This is a genomic window from Actinomadura sp. 6N118, from assembly GCF_044326415.1.
GTDB lineage: Bacteria > Actinomycetota > Actinomycetes > Streptosporangiales > Streptosporangiaceae > Spirillospora.
Map to the genome: position 1 here is coordinate 42672 of NZ_JBIRAZ010000007.1, position 14198 is coordinate 56869.

Consider the following 14198-nt stretch of genomic DNA (forward strand, 5'->3'; position numbering starts at 1 on the left):
GGCGCGGGGCTGCCACGAGGGGCCGGAGGCAGGAGGGCCTGCGGGGTCCACAGGGCGCCCTGAACGGCGTGAACGGCCTGACGGGCCTGATGAACTGCGGGGGGAAGGCAGCGGGGCTCCCGGGAGGCTGGCCGGCGATTTCACCGGCGGCGGATCCGGTCGGCCGCACCTTATCCTTATATGGCGTGCAAATCAGAAGATCGCCGCTAACGGACTTTCCGTATCTGTGCGAAGGGGCCGGCCGATCTCCGTAGGGCGGCGGTCCGTTTCCGGCCCGGGCATCAGGCTCCATGGGGCATACTGGAGAGTGGCTGGGAGACTGTTGCAACGAGCCGTTTTGACCCATGCCCACGCGGCTGGGTATCCTGCCAGTTCGTTGTATGCGTCGGTGTGCCCTGCGTGCCAAGCACGATGCGGGCCCCGGCCTCCCGGAGCGCCAGGTCGGACCATTCTCTGATCGGCGCGAGCAGGATTCCGCTGAGAAGTCGACAAGAAACGAAGGCCTACGACCGTGCGCACCTACACCCCTAAGCCCACTGACGTCCAGCGTCAGTGGTACGTCATCGACGCGACCGATGTCGTGCTGGGTCGGCTCGCCAGTCAGGTCGCGCAGTTGCTTCGGGGCAAGCACAAGCCGATCTACGCGCCCCACCTCGACACCGGCGACTTCGTCATCATCGTCAACGCCGACAAGGTGGCGCTGTCCGGCAACAAGCTCGAGCAGAAGCGCGCCTACCGCCACTCGGGTTACCCGGGCGGCCTGCGCTCGGTGGCCTACGCCGACCTGATGGCCAAGAGCCCGCAGAAGGCCGTGGAGAAGGCGATCAAGGGCATGCTGCCCAAGACCACCCTCGGCCGGCAGATGTTCGGCAAGGTCAAGGTCTACGCCGGTCCCGAGCACCCGCACCAGGCGCAGAAGCCGGTTCCGTTCGAGATCACCCAGGTCAAGCAGTAGTAACTAACACCGCACATTCGGCATCGCGCCGGAGAGCGGGTCGGTCGTATCACCATCGCGCGGCCGCCGGGGCACCCGAGGACCGACCGGGCCAGCCGTCCTGGCTAGAACACCCAAGAGGAGAACCGTGGACGAGTCCACCGGCACCGAGACGCCCGCCGAGGGCGTCGAGTACGACTCGTACGAGGACGCCCCGTCCGAGTACACCACCGAGAGCCCCGAGGTCACGGGCGACTCGTTCCTGGCTCAGCCGGTCGCGACCGGCCCGTCCGCCGGCACCGGCCGCCGTAAGCAGGCCATCGCCCGCGTCCGGATCGTCCCGGGCACCGGCAAGTGGACCATCAACGGCCGCACGCTTGAGCAGTACTTCCCCAACAAGGTCCAGCAGCAGACCGTGAACGAGCCGTTCGTGCTGCTGGGTCTGGAAAACCAGTTCGACGTCATCGTCCGCGTCGGCGGCGGCGGCACCACCGGCCAGGCCGGTGCGCTGCGTCTGGGCATCTCCCGGGCGCTGCAGTTCGCCAACATCGAGCACCGCCCGGCGCTGAAGAAGGCCGGCTTCCTCACCCGTGACGCTCGCGTTCCGGAGCGGAAGAAGGCCGGTCTCAAGAAGGCCCGCAAGGCGCCGCAGTACAGCAAGCGCTGATCTGGTTTTCAGCCGATACAGACGATACGAGCCGTCGCACCCAGCCGATCCCCATGGAAGATCGGACCGGGCGCGGCGGCTCGTTCGTGTTGTCTGGGGGTGGATCCCCAGACCCCGCCTTGCTTCGCGGCGATGCGCGGGTGCCCTTTTCTTGGGCTTTCCCCATTAGATTTGTCCGAGTGGGGCGGGAGCCGAGCGATTCTCGCCTCGCCCACGCGGACCTATGCCTGTCTGGGAGTTGAGCTGTGGGTCGTCTCTTCGGAACCGATGGTGTACGCGGGCTCGCCAACCGCGACCTCACCGCGCGCCTTGCGATGGATCTGTCCGTCGCGGCGGCGCGCGTACTGGGGGAGCAGGGGGCGTTCAAGGGCCACCGGCCACTGGCGGTGGTGGGCCGTGACCCGCGTGCCTCCGGCGAGTTCCTGGAGGCGGCGGTGGTCGCCGGGCTGGCGAGCGCGGGCGTCGACGTGCTGACGCTGGGCGTCCTGCCGACTCCCGCCGTGGCATACCTCACGAACGCGCTGGACGCCGACCTCGGCGTGATGCTCTCCGCCTCGCACAACCCGGCGCCGGACAACGGGATCAAGTTCTTCGACCGCAGTGGCTTCAAATTCGCCGACGAGGTCGAGGACCGCGTCGAAGCCGCCCTGGGCCAGGACTGGGAGCCCCCGACGGGCGCCGGTGTCGGCCGGGTGCGCGACGCGCACGGTGCCGTGGAGCAGTACGTGGCGCACCTGCTGTCGTCGTTGCCGGTGTCGCTGGACGGGCTGCGCGTGGTGGTCGACTGCGCGAACGGCGCCTCCTCCGACGTGGCCCCCGAGGCGCTGCGGCGCGCGGGCGCCGAAGTGATCACGATCGGCGTGGCGCCGGACGGGCTCAACATCAACTCCGGCTGCGGCTCCACCCACCTGGCGGCGTTGCAGGAGGCGGTACGCACGCACGGCGCCGACGCGGGCATCGCCAACGACGGTGACGCCGACCGTTGCCTGGCGGTCACCGCCACCGGCGACGTCGTGGACGGCGACCAGATCATGGCCATCCTGGCGACGGAGCTGCGGGAGTCGGGACGGCTGGCGAACGACACCGTGGTCGCCACCGTGATGTCCAACCTCGGCTTCAAGATCGCGATGCGCGACACGGGCATCGACGTGATCGAGACCGCGGTGGGTGACCGCTATGTGCTCGAGGCGATGAAGGAGCGCGGTTTCAACTTCGGCGGCGAGCAGTCCGGCCACGTGATCATGCTGGACCACGCCACCACCGGCGACGGCGTGCTGACCGGCCTGCACCTGCTGGCGACGATGGCCCGCCGTGGCCGCGCGCTGGACGAGCTGGCCAAGGTCATGACCCGGCTGCCCCAGGTGCTGATCAACGTGAAGGGCGTGGACAAGTCCCGCGCCAAGACCTCACCGGAGCTGGCCGCGGCCGTCGAGACCGCCGAGGCCGAGCTCGGCGACACCGGCCGGGTCCTGATCCGGCCCAGCGGCACCGAGCCCATGGTCCGGGTGATGGTCGAGGCCGCCGCCGAGGACCAGGCCCAGTCCGTAGCCGAACGCCTCGCCGACACCGTCCGCACAACCCTGGCTGGTTGACTTCACGTCCGCAGATACCCCAACTTGCACGCAAGCGCGCTACCGGGTCGTGAAGCAAGCCGAAGGCGAAGCTTCACGAGAGATCGCGAAGCGATGTCGCGCTTGCCGCCTTTGCGGTTCGGGGCGAGCCGCCAGGCGAGTCCCGAGGCCGCGAAGGCTAACAAACACTGTCAGTCGTCGAGGATCTCCAACCGGCCTACCTTGAGGTGCTTGATCTCGACGGTGCCCGCCTCCAGCTGGCCGATGACGGCCTTCTTCACGACCAGCTTGCCGATGGCGAGAGCCCCGATCGCGATCGCGCCGAGGGCCATCGAGCCCAGGGCCAGTGAGCCGAAGGCGTTGCCGAGACGTAGCGTGAAACCGGTGGCCGAGGCACCCGTGACCTCGGCCCCGGTCGCCCGGGCCCCCACGCCACGTTCGGTACGAACCCGCTGAGGCTCGACTGCCTCATCCTGTGTAGGCTGCCCGTCCGCCGCGGCCCTGTCGTTAGCGTCATTGCTGCTCATGCCCGCAGCCTATTAGCAGCGCTCCAGGAAGCCTTCCAGCGCCTGGTGGTCGGGACGGGAGACCGGGAGCTCGTACTCCTTGGCGATTGCGACGTACTTGACGCCGTAGGTGCACTGGAAGGCCTTCTGCGGCTTCCATTCGCCGGGGCCCGAGTCGCTCTTCTGGCGGTTGGGCACGCCCCAGACCGCGAGGAGGTTGTCGTGGTCGTTGGCGAACTGCTCCCGCCGGTCCTCGGTCCAGCGTGACGCGCCCATCCGCCAGGCCAGCGCGAGCGGGTAGAGGTGGTCGATCTGGACCTCGGCGGCGTCCGACTTGGAGAAAGTGATCTTCTTCCCGCTGTACGGGTCGTTCAGCGTGCCCGACAGGACGACGCAGCGGCCACGCTTCCGTACCTCGCGGAGGTCACGGCCGAGCACGTCGTTGCGCTGGTCGCAGCCGTTGCGGTCGATGTCCTTCCAGCGGGTGCCGAAGCGGTCGCGCTCGTAGCCGCTCCCGCGGGACTCGCTGGCCACGCGGAGGCTGTCGAGGTCTTTGCGGGCCTGCGTGACGCTGCGTTCGGCCGGGCGGGAGGCCTTCGGGGTGGGCCCGGGATCGGTGAGGCCGACCTCGCCTGTGCAGCCTGTGAGGAGGAACGCCGAGAGAATAAACGCCGAGAGAACGCCGATGCCTGCGCGCCACCGTCGCGTCATACCGTCACCCGTCCGTCGCCTTGGTGGCATATGCCCGCTTTGTAGAAAACAAACGGTGCCGAGGATACGGGGTTGTGCCGACAAAGGCGGGCCACCTCTTCTTGGACGGGCTCCATACGGCACGATGTTGCGCGTGCTGCACCTGAGAGCGATCGTTCCTACGGGCCGTACCGACGAGGTCTGTGCCGCGCTGGCCGACAATCCCGGGGCGACGAACGTGGTGGTGATCCCTGGCGCCGCGCGGTCGCCCGAAGGTGATCTCGTTACCAGCGACATCGCCCGCGAGGCCGCCAACGAGATCATTAAAGCCCTGCAGGACCTCGGCATTGAGCGTGACGGTGCGATCACCGTCGAGCAGATCGACTTGACGCTCGCCGTCTCGGCGGACAAGGCCAAGAAGCTGGCGCCAGGGCACGGCGACGACGCCGTGGTGTGGGAGCAGCTGGAGCACAACGTCCGGGAGAATTCCGAGCTGACGTGGTCCTTCATCGTCTTCCTGGCGCTGGCCACGCAGCTCGCCGGCATCGCCGCGCTGATCGACTCGCCGGTGCTGGTGATCGGCGCGATGGTGCTCGGGCCGGAGTTCGCCGCGGTGGCCGCGATCTGTTACGGGCTGATCTTCCGAGGGCCACAGATGGTGTGGATGGCGACCCGGAACCTCGTGATCGGCTTCATGATCGCCATCCTGGTCACCTACGTCTGCGCCGAGATAAGTCTCATGATCGACGTCATCCGCCCGGGGATGCTGGACAAGCCGCGGCCGCAGACCGCGTTCATCTACAGCCCGGACCGCTGGTCGTTCATCGTGGCCCTGCTGGCAGGAGCCGCCGGGGTGCTGTCGCTCACCGCGGCCAAGTCGTCCGCCCTGGTCGGGGTCTTCATCTCCGTCACCACCGTGCCGGCGGCGGGCAACCTCGCCGTGGCCATGGCGCTGCGGCACTGGGACGAGTTCCGCGGTTCGCTGCTCCAACTCGGGGTCAACATCCTCGGCATGGTCATCGCGGGGGTGCTGACGCTGGTCGTGCAACGTGTGGTGTGGCGGCTGGTACTCCGCAGGAGGGGGAAGGTAGCCGCAGGTCCTACAACCTGAGGGTGAGGTGCGGCGCGGTTCGAACCACTAGGTTCGTAAATATGCCGATCATCGCCACCCAAGGGCTGACGATGAGGTTCCCCAGGGTGACCGCTCTGGACGACCTCACGGTGGCCGTGGAGTCCGGGGTCGTGGGCTTGGTCGGGGCCAACGGCGCCGGCAAGTCGACGCTCATCCGCATCCTCCTCGGCCTGCAGCCACCGAGCGCGGGCCACGCAACGGTCCTCGGTCTCGACATCGCACGCGAGGGCGTGCAGATCCGCGAGCAGGTCGGGTTCATGCCGGAATTCGACTGCCTGCCGCCGGACGTCTCGGCGACCGAGTTCGTCGTCCACATGGCCCGGATGTGCGGCCTCCCGCCCACCGCCGCCCGCGAACGCGCCGCCGACACGTTGCGGCACGTGGGGCTGTACGAGGAGCGCTACAGGCCCATCGGGGGCTACTCGACGGGCATGAAGCAGCGGGTCAAGCTGGCCCAGGCTCTGGTGCACGACCCCAAGCTGGTCTTCCTGGACGAGCCGACCAACGGCCTGGATCCGGCGGGCCGCGACGAGATGCTGGAGCTCATCCGGCGGATCGGCGCCGAGTTCGGGATCAGCGTGCTGGTCACCTCACACCTGCTGGGCGAGCTTGAGCGGATCTGCGACCACGTCGTGATCATCGATGGCGGGAAGCTGCTGCGTTCCCAGGCGGTCGAGGCGTACACCGCCGCCAGCGGCTTGCTCACCGTCGAGGTGGACGAGGGACGCGACCTGCTGGGGCAGCGGCTGTACGACCAGGGCGTGAGCGTCCATCCCGAAGGCCGCTTCCTGGTCGTCGACATCGCCGGTGAGACCACGTACGACCTGATCCGCGACGGCATCGCCGAGCTGGGACTCCGCCTCGTCCGGCTGGAGCAGCGCCGCCACCACATCGAAGAGGTCTTCGCCACCGCCCAGACCGCACCACCGCAGCACCCAGACCAACCCCAGCCCGCAGCAGTAGGCGCCTACGGTCAAGCGCCCCATCCGGGAATGCCGGGGCAGCCGACTGCGCCTGGCCAGCCGGGCACGCCGGGGCCGCCGGGGCCGCCGGGGCAATCAGACGCCTCTGAGCAGTCGGGGGCGCAGGACGCGTCGGCTACGGGACCTCAGGGGGCGCCGCGATGACGACGAGCACCATCCATGACATCGGATACCGGCATTACGACGGCCGGCGCCTGGGGCGGGCGTACGTGCTGCGCTCTCAGTACGTGCACAATCTGCGCGCTGCGTTCGGGCTGGGCAGGCCCGCCCGCGCCAAGGTGATGCCGTTTCTGCTGAGCGCGGTCATGTTGCTGCCCGCAGCGGCCAGTGTCGCGATCCTTGGCTTTACCAAGGAGCCGAACGCGCTCATCCGCTACGCCGCGTACGCGTACACCATGCAGGTCGTGGTGGCGATCTTCCTGGCCACGCAGGCGCCGGTGATCGCCTCCCGGGAGCTGCGGTTCCACTCCGTGCCGCTCTACTTCTCACGGCCGGTCGGTCACCTCGACTTCGTGCTGGCCAAGTTCGGCGCGTTCGTCACCGCGCTCTTCATCCTGCTGTCGGTCCCGGTCACGCTGCTGTACGTGGGCGCGCTGGTCACCCGGCCCGACAAGATGCAGCCGGTGATGGAGACGGTGGTGGACGACAGCGGGGAGATGGTCCCCGGAGAGGTCAAGAAGCCGGACAGCCTCGTCGACCACACCCTGCACTACTTCGGCGGCCTTGCCGGATGCCTGCTCTTCGCGCTGGTACTGGCCGCGATCGGGCTGGTCATCGCGGCGTTCACGACGCGCCGCGGCCTGGGGGTGGCGGCGGTCATCGCGGTCTACATGATCAGCAGCACCATCGTGGTCATCGTCCAGGGGATCGCCGAGACGGAGGCCAACAACTTCACCGTCTCCGGGTGGGCGGGCCTGTTCTCCCCGTTCAATCTGGTCGACATCGTCCAGGTGCGGTTGCTCGGCGCGCAGCTGACCGCGCCCGCCGCGCCGTCCGGAGTGATGGGCGGGCTGGTCGCGCTGGCGGTCTGCGCCGCCCTGGTGGCCGGCTCGATCGCGGTCCTGTACCGCCGGTTCCGGAAGGCGGGTCTCTCGTGAGCGTCCTGCGGTTGGAGAACGTGTCCCGCTGGTACGGGAACGTGGTCGCGGTCAACGGGGTCTCGATGAACATCGGCCCCGGCGTCACCGGCCTGCTCGGCCCCAACGGCGCGGGCAAGTCAACCCTCATCCACATGATGGGCGGCTTTCTGCCCCCGTCCTCCGGATCGGTCGCGCTGGACGGCGCCCCGCTCTGGCAGAACCCGGAGATCTACCGGCACATCGGACTGGTGCCCGAACGTGAGACGGCGTACGACTTCCTCACCGGCAAGCAGTTCATCGTCGCGATGGCCAAGCTGCACAAGCTGGCCGATCCCGGCGCGGCGGCCCGGCGTGCGATCTCCCAGGTCGAGATGGAGTACGCGCAGGACCGCTCGATCGGCAACTACTCCAAGGGCATGAAGCAGCGCATCAAGATGGCCTCCGCGCTGGTGCACGACCCGCCCGTCCTGCTCCTCGACGAACCGTTCAACGGCATGGACCCGCGGCAGCGCATCCAGCTGATGGAGCTCATCCGCCGGATGGCCGCCGAGGGACGCACGATCCTGTTCAGCTCGCACATCCTCGAAGAGGTCGAGCGGCTGGCCAGCCATATCGAGGTGATCGTGGCGGGGCGGCACGCGGCGTCCGGCGACTTCCGGGCCATCCGGCACCTCATGACCGACCGCCCGCACATCTTCCTCGTCCGTTCCACCGACGACCGGAAGCTCGCCGCCGCGATCATCGCGGACGGTTCCGCGAGCAGCGTCCAGCTCACCGAGAAGGGCCTGCAGATCGAGGCGACCGACTTCCAGCGCTTCACCTGGTTTCTCCCGCAGGTGGCCCGTGACGCCAAGGTGCGCCTCTGGGAGGTCTCGCCCGCCGACGAGTCCCTCGAAAGCGTCTTCTCCTATCTGGTGGCCCGATGAACTCCACAATCGCGATGATCACGTTCCGCGCCATGCTGGGCCGCAAGCGGGCGCTGCTGCTGTTCGTCCTGCCGTTCATCATGCTGGTGCTGGCCATCGGGCTGAAGGTGACCGGCTACGCGGACCTGGACGTCTCGTCGAACGTGCTGCACAGGTTCGGCCTGTCCACGTTGCTGCCCCTGCTCGCGCTGATCGCGGGCACGGGCGTGATCGGGCCGGAGATCGACGACGGCCAGGTCATGTACGTGCTCACCAAGCCGATCCCGCGCCAGGTGATCATCTTCACCAAGCTCATGGTGGCGATCGTCCTGATCGTCCTCTTCGCCGTCATCCCCACCCTGCTGGCCGGCTTGATCATGAGCGGTACCACCGCCCAGGTCACCCCGGCGCTGACCGTCGGCGTCCTGCTCGGCGGCATCGCCTACGCCGCCGTCTTCGTCGCCCTGGGCGTGATCAGCCGCAACGCCGTCACGATCGGCCTGATCTACGTGCTGGTCTGGGAGATCCTCTTGGGCAACTTCGCCCCGGGGGCCAAGTCGGCCTCCATCCAGCAGTGGTCCCTCTCGGTCGCCGACAAGCTCACCGAGGCCTCCCAGATCACGTCCACCGTCGATCTTCCGATCGCCGTGCTCCTGCTGGTCGTCATCACCGTCGCCGGCACCGCCCTGGCCACCGTCCGTCTCCGCTCCCTCTCCGTCGCCAGCGCCGAATAACGGCGCCAGGGCGGAAAGACGACGTCAGCCCTGAATAACGACGTCAGCCCTGAACGGCGTCAGCTGGGGCTGATGATGGCGTGGTCGCCGTCCGGTTCGTAGACGATGATCTGGACCACCGGGAGGCCTCCGGTCTTGGGGTATCTGCCCCGGGCGGGCGGGCCTTGGACGAAGAGACGCGTCCCCTGGCCCTGGCGGCGGGCCTCCTGGTTGCCCAGTTCGCCGACCATCTTGAGGCTTGCGATGCCGGGCCCGGCGGTGGCCAGGAGATGCCAGCGTTCCTGGGAACGCCACCAGACGGCGCCCGCGAGGGTGTCGGTCGAGGCGGAGTAGTCGCCGTTGGTCCTGCCCCGGTCGGTCATGAGGCGGCCCTCGTCGGAGATCAGCGCGGTCATCCCGGGCGTGCCCCACGGGACGGAGACGTCGATCGAGATCAGGGTGGCGTGGCCGCCCTTGTCGGGGAGGGAACCGGACCACAGGCGGCCGAGGCGCAGATCTCCGGCTTCGGCCAGGGCGATCCCGGCGCCGCAGGACAGCGAGTGGATCGCGGTCCACTGGGCCGGGTCGCCGGTGAATCCGGTGTCATCACGGGCCGGATCGGGGTCGCGGAACCAGATCAGCGGGGTGGCGAATTCGGGGTTGTGACTGGCCAACTGCGATATCGATCCTGTGCCTTTGTGGCGCATGCGGAAGACGACGTACGACTGGCAATCGGGATCGAACCATCGCCAGTTCAGCGGATCGCTCACGCCGTCCTGGACCTTGATGGGATGCCAAGTCGGGGTGGGCGCGCTGGGGAGTGCCACCGAGAGGTCGCTCAGCCAGGGCGGCACGAGGTAGCGCCAGGTCGTCCCGAGCATGATCAGCTGACCGGAGTCGTTGCCCAGCCGGCGGATCGTCTCGACGCCCCGGGACAGTGGGCGTTCGAAGTACTGGGCCACCATCGGAGAGTCCCGCGTTCCGGGTTTGTCGTGCATCACGACGATGGTCGCCTCGTCCACGGTGCCCGCGTACATGATCGAGACACGGCCGAGCGGTGGATCCCGGCGGTCGTCGCGCCAGGCCGAGGCGGCACGGCGCAGGAGAGCGCGGTCGTCGCGCAGCTCTCCCTGGGTGGGCCAGACGTCCAGGCTGGGCACGTCGTGCTGGTTCCAGTGATCATCGCCGAGCGTGAGCGGGTCGCCCGGGCGGCCGGCGTTCTGCCAATGCTGGTACGTGGTGGACCCGACGGCGATGAGCACGACGGCCGTGAGGACGAGCGCGATCCGGGCCGTCATGGGGAGGGACGGCGTCGGCCGGAGGCGTACGAGGGTGGGGTCGAAGGCCTGGAGTTCGGCCTGCTGGTCGGCCGGGTTGAGGTCCGTTCGATCGTCGATGTCGGTGCAGGTGCGGTCGACGTCCCAGGCGTTCACCAGAAGGTCTTCACCCAGCTCGGCGGCTACTTCGGAGGAGGTCAGGCCTTCGAGCCGGGAGAGCAGGTAGACCAGCCGTTCGTGCGGTGACGAACGCTGGAGGATCTTGCGGAGGGGGGTGGGCGTGGTGGACGCGGGCTCGAAGAACAGCCGGCGGAGGAGCGGGCGCCGATGGTGTGACGGCTGCGTGAGGAGTTCGAGGGCCAGGCGGCGGCGGAGGTGTGCGTAGGAGGCCCCCGGGCCTGCCCGCGCGGACTGCCGCACGGCACGGCGGGCGGTCGCGAGCACGGCTTCGGGTGGGGTGGCGCCGTCGTCGAGCGCCAGGTATGCCAGCCGTACCAGATCGGCATAGCGGCGCCGCATCGTCACCAGGATCGCCGTTCCCACCGGGGCACCTCCCGCGTGCGCGAACCTGTCTCTCATTGTGGACACGCCGGATAACGGCCGTATAGCGGCCAAGCGCCAGCTTGGTCTTCCAATGGGTGGTCGGCTAGGGCACCGGTCGGCTTGGATGCCGGTCGGCTGGGGGCGCCGGTCAGCTGCGGGTGTTCAGACGCGGCGTTCAGCTGCGGGTTTTCAGATGCGGCGTAGGCGGATGCGTTCCACGGAGTGATCGCGGCCCTTGTGGAGTACGAGGGTCGCGCGGGCACGGGTCGGCAGGATGTTGGAGACCAGGTTGATCTCATTGACGTCGCGCCACACGCGCTGGGCGAACGCGGCGGCCTCGTCCTCGTCCAGCTGCGCGTACTTGTGGAAGTACGAGCGGGGGTCGGTGAACGCGGTGCGGCGCAGGGCGAACAGGCGTTCCACGTACCACTGCCGGATGTCCTCGACCCGCGCGTCCACGTAGATCGAGAAGTCGAAGAAGTCGGACACGCCGAGCGATCCGGCGGGCGGGGCCTGGAGCACGTTGAGGCCCTCGACGATGAGGATGTCCGGACGGCGCACGGTCTGCCGGGCACCGGGCACGATGTCGTACTCCAGATGGGAGTAGATCGGGATCGAGGACTCCTCCGCGCCCGCCTTGATCGAGGAGACGAAGCGGACCAGGGCACGCCGGTCGTAGGACTCGGGGAAACCCTTCCGGTCCATGATCCCGCGTTCGGCCAGCACGGCGTTCGGGTGCAGGAAGCTGTCGGTCGTGACGAGTTCCACGCTCGGATGCTCGGGCCAGCGCGCCAGCAGTGTCCGCAACAGCCGTGAGGTGGTCGACTTGCCCACCGCGACGCTGCCCGCCACGCCGATGATGAACGGCGTCGGCTGGACCGGCTCGCCGAGGAAACCGCTGATGGTGTCGCGCAGGCCGCCGTCGGACAGGAAGAAGAGGTTGAGGAGCCGCGAGAGCGGCAGGTAGACCTCTTCGACCTCGGTGATGTCGATCGGGTCCTTCAGCCCGCGCAGGGCGTCAAGCTCGCCGGGCGTGAGGGGCAGCGGCGTGTTCTCACGCAACCCCAGCCAAGCCTCTCGCGAGAGTTCCACATAGGGGCTCGGCACGCCGTCCCATCCGCTCGTCATGGCTGAACAGTAACCACCGGGTCATCTGAGATCAGGCGGACGTACGGTTTCCGAGGGCCGTCGACGCCTTGGGGACAGCCCCAAAGCCCTTGCAGGTAGGCGCAGGCGCGGCCCGGCGTGTCGCGCCGGGGACGGCGGGCGCCTAGCCGCTGGTGGCCAGCGCGCGCGTGTGGGCCGGACACCGAATAGGCTTGCCGCCATGTGCGGAATCGTGGGGTACGTGGGCTCGAAGCAGGCCGTCGAGGTCGTGATGGAGGGACTGGCACGGCTGGAGTACCGCGGCTATGACTCAGCCGGGGTCGCTCTCGTGTCCGACGGGGAGCTGTCAACGGCCAAGCGCGCGGGCAAGCTCGTCAACCTGCGCAACCTGCTGGAGGAGGCGGCGCCGCCGGCGGGCACGCTCGGAATGGGGCACACCCGATGGGCCACCCACGGGCCGCCCAACGACCGCAACGCGCATCCGCACACCGACTGCTCCGGGTCGGTCGCGGTGATCCACAACGGCATCATCGAGAACTTCGCCACTCTCCGCGCGGAGCTGGAGGAGCGCGGTCACGGGCTGGCCTCCGACACCGACACCGAGACCGTCGCGCACCTCCTGGAGGAGGAGCTGAAGGACGGCATCGGCCTGGCCGAGGCGCTGCGCAAGGTGTGCCGCCGCTTGGAGGGCGCCTTCACCCTGGTCGCGGTGCACGCCGCCGACCCTGAGCTGGTGGTGGGGGCGCGCCGCAACTCGCCGCTGGTGGTGGGGCTGGGCGACGGCGAGAACTTCCTCGCCAGTGATGTCGCCGCGTTCATCGCGCACACCCGCAACGCCATGGAACTGGGCCAAGACCAGGTCGTTGAGCTGCGCCGGGACGGCGTGACGGTCACCGACTTCGACGGCAAGCCCGCCGAGGTGAAGGAATACCACGTCGACTGGGACGTGTCCGCCGCCGAGAAGGGCGGCTACGACTACTTCATGCTCAAGGAGATCGCCGAGCAGCCCCGCGCGGTCGCCGACACCCTGCTCGGCCGCATCGGCACCGACGGCCGGCTCACCCTCGACGAGATGCGCATCACCGACCAGGAGCTGCGCGAGGTCGACAAGATCATCATCGTCGCCTGCGGCACCTCGTACCACGCCGGGCTGATCGCCAAGTACGCCATCGAGCACTGGGCCGGACTGCCCTGCGAGGTGGAGCTGGCCAGCGAGTTCCGCTACCGGGACCCGATCCTGAGCCGGACCACGCTGGTCATCGCGATCTCGCAGTCCGGCGAGACGATGGACGCGCTCATGGCCGTCCGGCACGCCCGCGAGCAGCACGCCAAGCTGCTGGGCATCTGCAACGTCAACGGGTCGACGTTGCCGCGCGAGTGTGACGGCGTCCTTTACACGCACGCCGGACCGGAGATCGCTGTCGCCTCCACCAAGGCGTTCCTGACCCAGCTCGTCGCCGTCTACCTGATCGCGCTCTACATCGCGCAGGTGCGCGGCACCAAGTGGGGCGACGAGGTCTTCGCCATGATCCAGCTCCTGGAGCGGATGCCGGAGAAGGTGGAGAAGGTGCTGGAGACCATGGAGCCGGTGCGCGCGCTGGCCCGGTCGCTGGCCGACGAGCGCAGCGTGCTGTTCCTGGGCCGCCACGTGGGCTTCCCGGTCGCGCTGGAGGGCGCGCTCAAGCTCAAGGAACTGGCCTACATGCACGCCGAGGGGTTCGCCGCCGGCGAGCTCAAGCACGGCCCGATCGCGCTGATCGAGGAGGGCCTGCCGGTGATCGTGGTGGTGCCGCCGCGCGCCCGTGACGTGCTGCACGACAAGATCGTCTCCAACATCCAGGAGATCCGGGCCCGCGGAGCCCGCACCATCGTGATCGCCGAGGAGGGGGACGACTCGGTGGAGCCGTACGCCGACACCCTGATCAGCGTTCCCGCCGTCCCGACCCTGCTGCAGCCACTGGTGACCACTGTGCCGCTCCAGGTCTTCGCCTGCGAGCTCGCCACCGCCAAGGGCCACGACGTCGACCAGCCCCGCAACCTGGCCAAGTCCGTCACGGTCGAATAACGGCTGGAACCTCCCGGAACCACCCG

At 68.7% G+C, this 14198-nt stretch carries 13 protein-coding genes; 9 read left to right on the top strand and 4 right to left on the bottom strand.

Going from position 1 to position 14198, the window contains the following annotated elements; all coding sequences use genetic code 11:
• The first annotated feature begins 511 nt into the window (after positions 1 to 511).
• The 3 genes from rplM to glmM all read left to right on the top strand — a co-directional run bounded on the left by rplM (position 512) and on the right by glmM (position 3193).
• Positions 512 to 955 carry a 50S ribosomal protein L13 gene (rplM, locus tag ACH34W_RS19220; RefSeq protein WP_395962277.1) on the top strand — a complete coding sequence of 148 codons (444 nt, stop codon included), beginning with the start codon at positions 512 to 514 and terminating at the stop codon, positions 953 to 955.
• Positions 956 to 1082: 127 nt separating this feature from the next.
• Entirely contained in the window at positions 1083 to 1601 is a 519-nt protein-coding gene (gene rpsI / locus ACH34W_RS19225) for a 30S ribosomal protein S9 (protein ID WP_395962278.1), read from the top strand.
• Between the two features lie 245 nt (positions 1602 to 1846).
• The gene (glmM, locus tag ACH34W_RS19230) at positions 1847 to 3193 is read left to right on the top strand and encodes a phosphoglucosamine mutase (protein WP_395962279.1); all 1347 of its coding nucleotides are present in this window, start codon (positions 1847 to 1849) and stop codon (positions 3191 to 3193) included.
• 170 nt (positions 3194 to 3363) lie between these two features.
• On the opposite strand, the gene ACH34W_RS19235 is transcribed toward glmM, so the two are convergent.
• Entirely contained in the window at positions 3364 to 3699 is a 336-nt protein-coding gene (locus ACH34W_RS19235) for a hypothetical protein (RefSeq protein WP_395962280.1), read from the bottom strand.
• Positions 3700 to 3711: 12 nt separating this feature from the next.
• Positions 3712 to 4389 carry an HNH endonuclease family protein gene (locus ACH34W_RS19240; RefSeq protein WP_395962281.1) on the bottom strand — a complete coding sequence of 226 codons (678 nt, stop codon included), beginning with the start codon at positions 4387 to 4389 and terminating at the stop codon, positions 3712 to 3714.
• Between the two features lie 133 nt (positions 4390 to 4522).
• Here ACH34W_RS19240 and ACH34W_RS19245 point away from each other — a divergent pair, with 133 nt between their 5' ends.
• From ACH34W_RS19245 to ACH34W_RS19265, 5 genes are read left to right on the top strand one after another with little or no spacing between them, the layout of a single operon-like run.
• Positions 4523 to 5479: a DUF389 domain-containing protein gene (locus ACH34W_RS19245; RefSeq protein WP_395962282.1), complete on the top strand. Its 957-nt coding sequence runs from the start codon at positions 4523 to 4525 to the stop codon at positions 5477 to 5479.
• A 41-nt stretch (positions 5480 to 5520) separates the two neighbouring features.
• Entirely contained in the window at positions 5521 to 6627 is a 1107-nt protein-coding gene (locus ACH34W_RS19250; protein ID WP_395962283.1) for an ABC transporter ATP-binding protein, read from the top strand.
• The gene (locus ACH34W_RS19255) at positions 6624 to 7580 is read left to right on the top strand and encodes an ABC transporter permease (protein ID WP_395962284.1); all 957 of its coding nucleotides are present in this window, start codon (positions 6624 to 6626) and stop codon (positions 7578 to 7580) included. The genes ACH34W_RS19250 and ACH34W_RS19255 overlap by 4 nt, the downstream gene beginning before the upstream one ends.
• Positions 7577 to 8488: an ABC transporter ATP-binding protein gene (locus tag ACH34W_RS19260; protein WP_395962285.1), complete on the top strand. Its 912-nt coding sequence runs from the start codon at positions 7577 to 7579 to the stop codon at positions 8486 to 8488. Before ACH34W_RS19255 ends, ACH34W_RS19260 begins: the two co-directional genes overlap by 4 nt.
• Positions 8485 to 9201: an ABC transporter permease gene (locus ACH34W_RS19265; RefSeq protein ID WP_395962286.1), complete on the top strand. Its 717-nt coding sequence runs from the start codon at positions 8485 to 8487 to the stop codon at positions 9199 to 9201. The genes ACH34W_RS19260 and ACH34W_RS19265 overlap by 4 nt, the downstream gene beginning before the upstream one ends.
• Positions 9202 to 9260: 59 nt before the next feature.
• Here the strand turns inward: ACH34W_RS19265 and ACH34W_RS19270 are convergent, their stop codons facing one another.
• Positions 9261 to 11000, bottom strand: coding sequence for a hypothetical protein (locus ACH34W_RS19270; RefSeq protein WP_395962287.1), 1740 nt, complete (start codon positions 10998 to 11000; stop codon positions 9261 to 9263).
• Between the two features lie 189 nt (positions 11001 to 11189).
• Entirely contained in the window at positions 11190 to 12128 is a 939-nt protein-coding gene (coaA, locus tag ACH34W_RS19275; RefSeq protein WP_395962288.1) for a type I pantothenate kinase, read from the bottom strand.
• Positions 12129 to 12327: 199 nt separating this feature from the next.
• Here coaA and glmS point away from each other — a divergent pair, with 199 nt between their 5' ends.
• The gene (glmS, locus tag ACH34W_RS19280; RefSeq protein ID WP_395962289.1) at positions 12328 to 14172 is read left to right on the top strand and encodes a glutamine--fructose-6-phosphate transaminase (isomerizing); all 1845 of its coding nucleotides are present in this window, start codon (positions 12328 to 12330) and stop codon (positions 14170 to 14172) included.
• Positions 14173 to 14198: the final 26 nt, after the last annotated feature.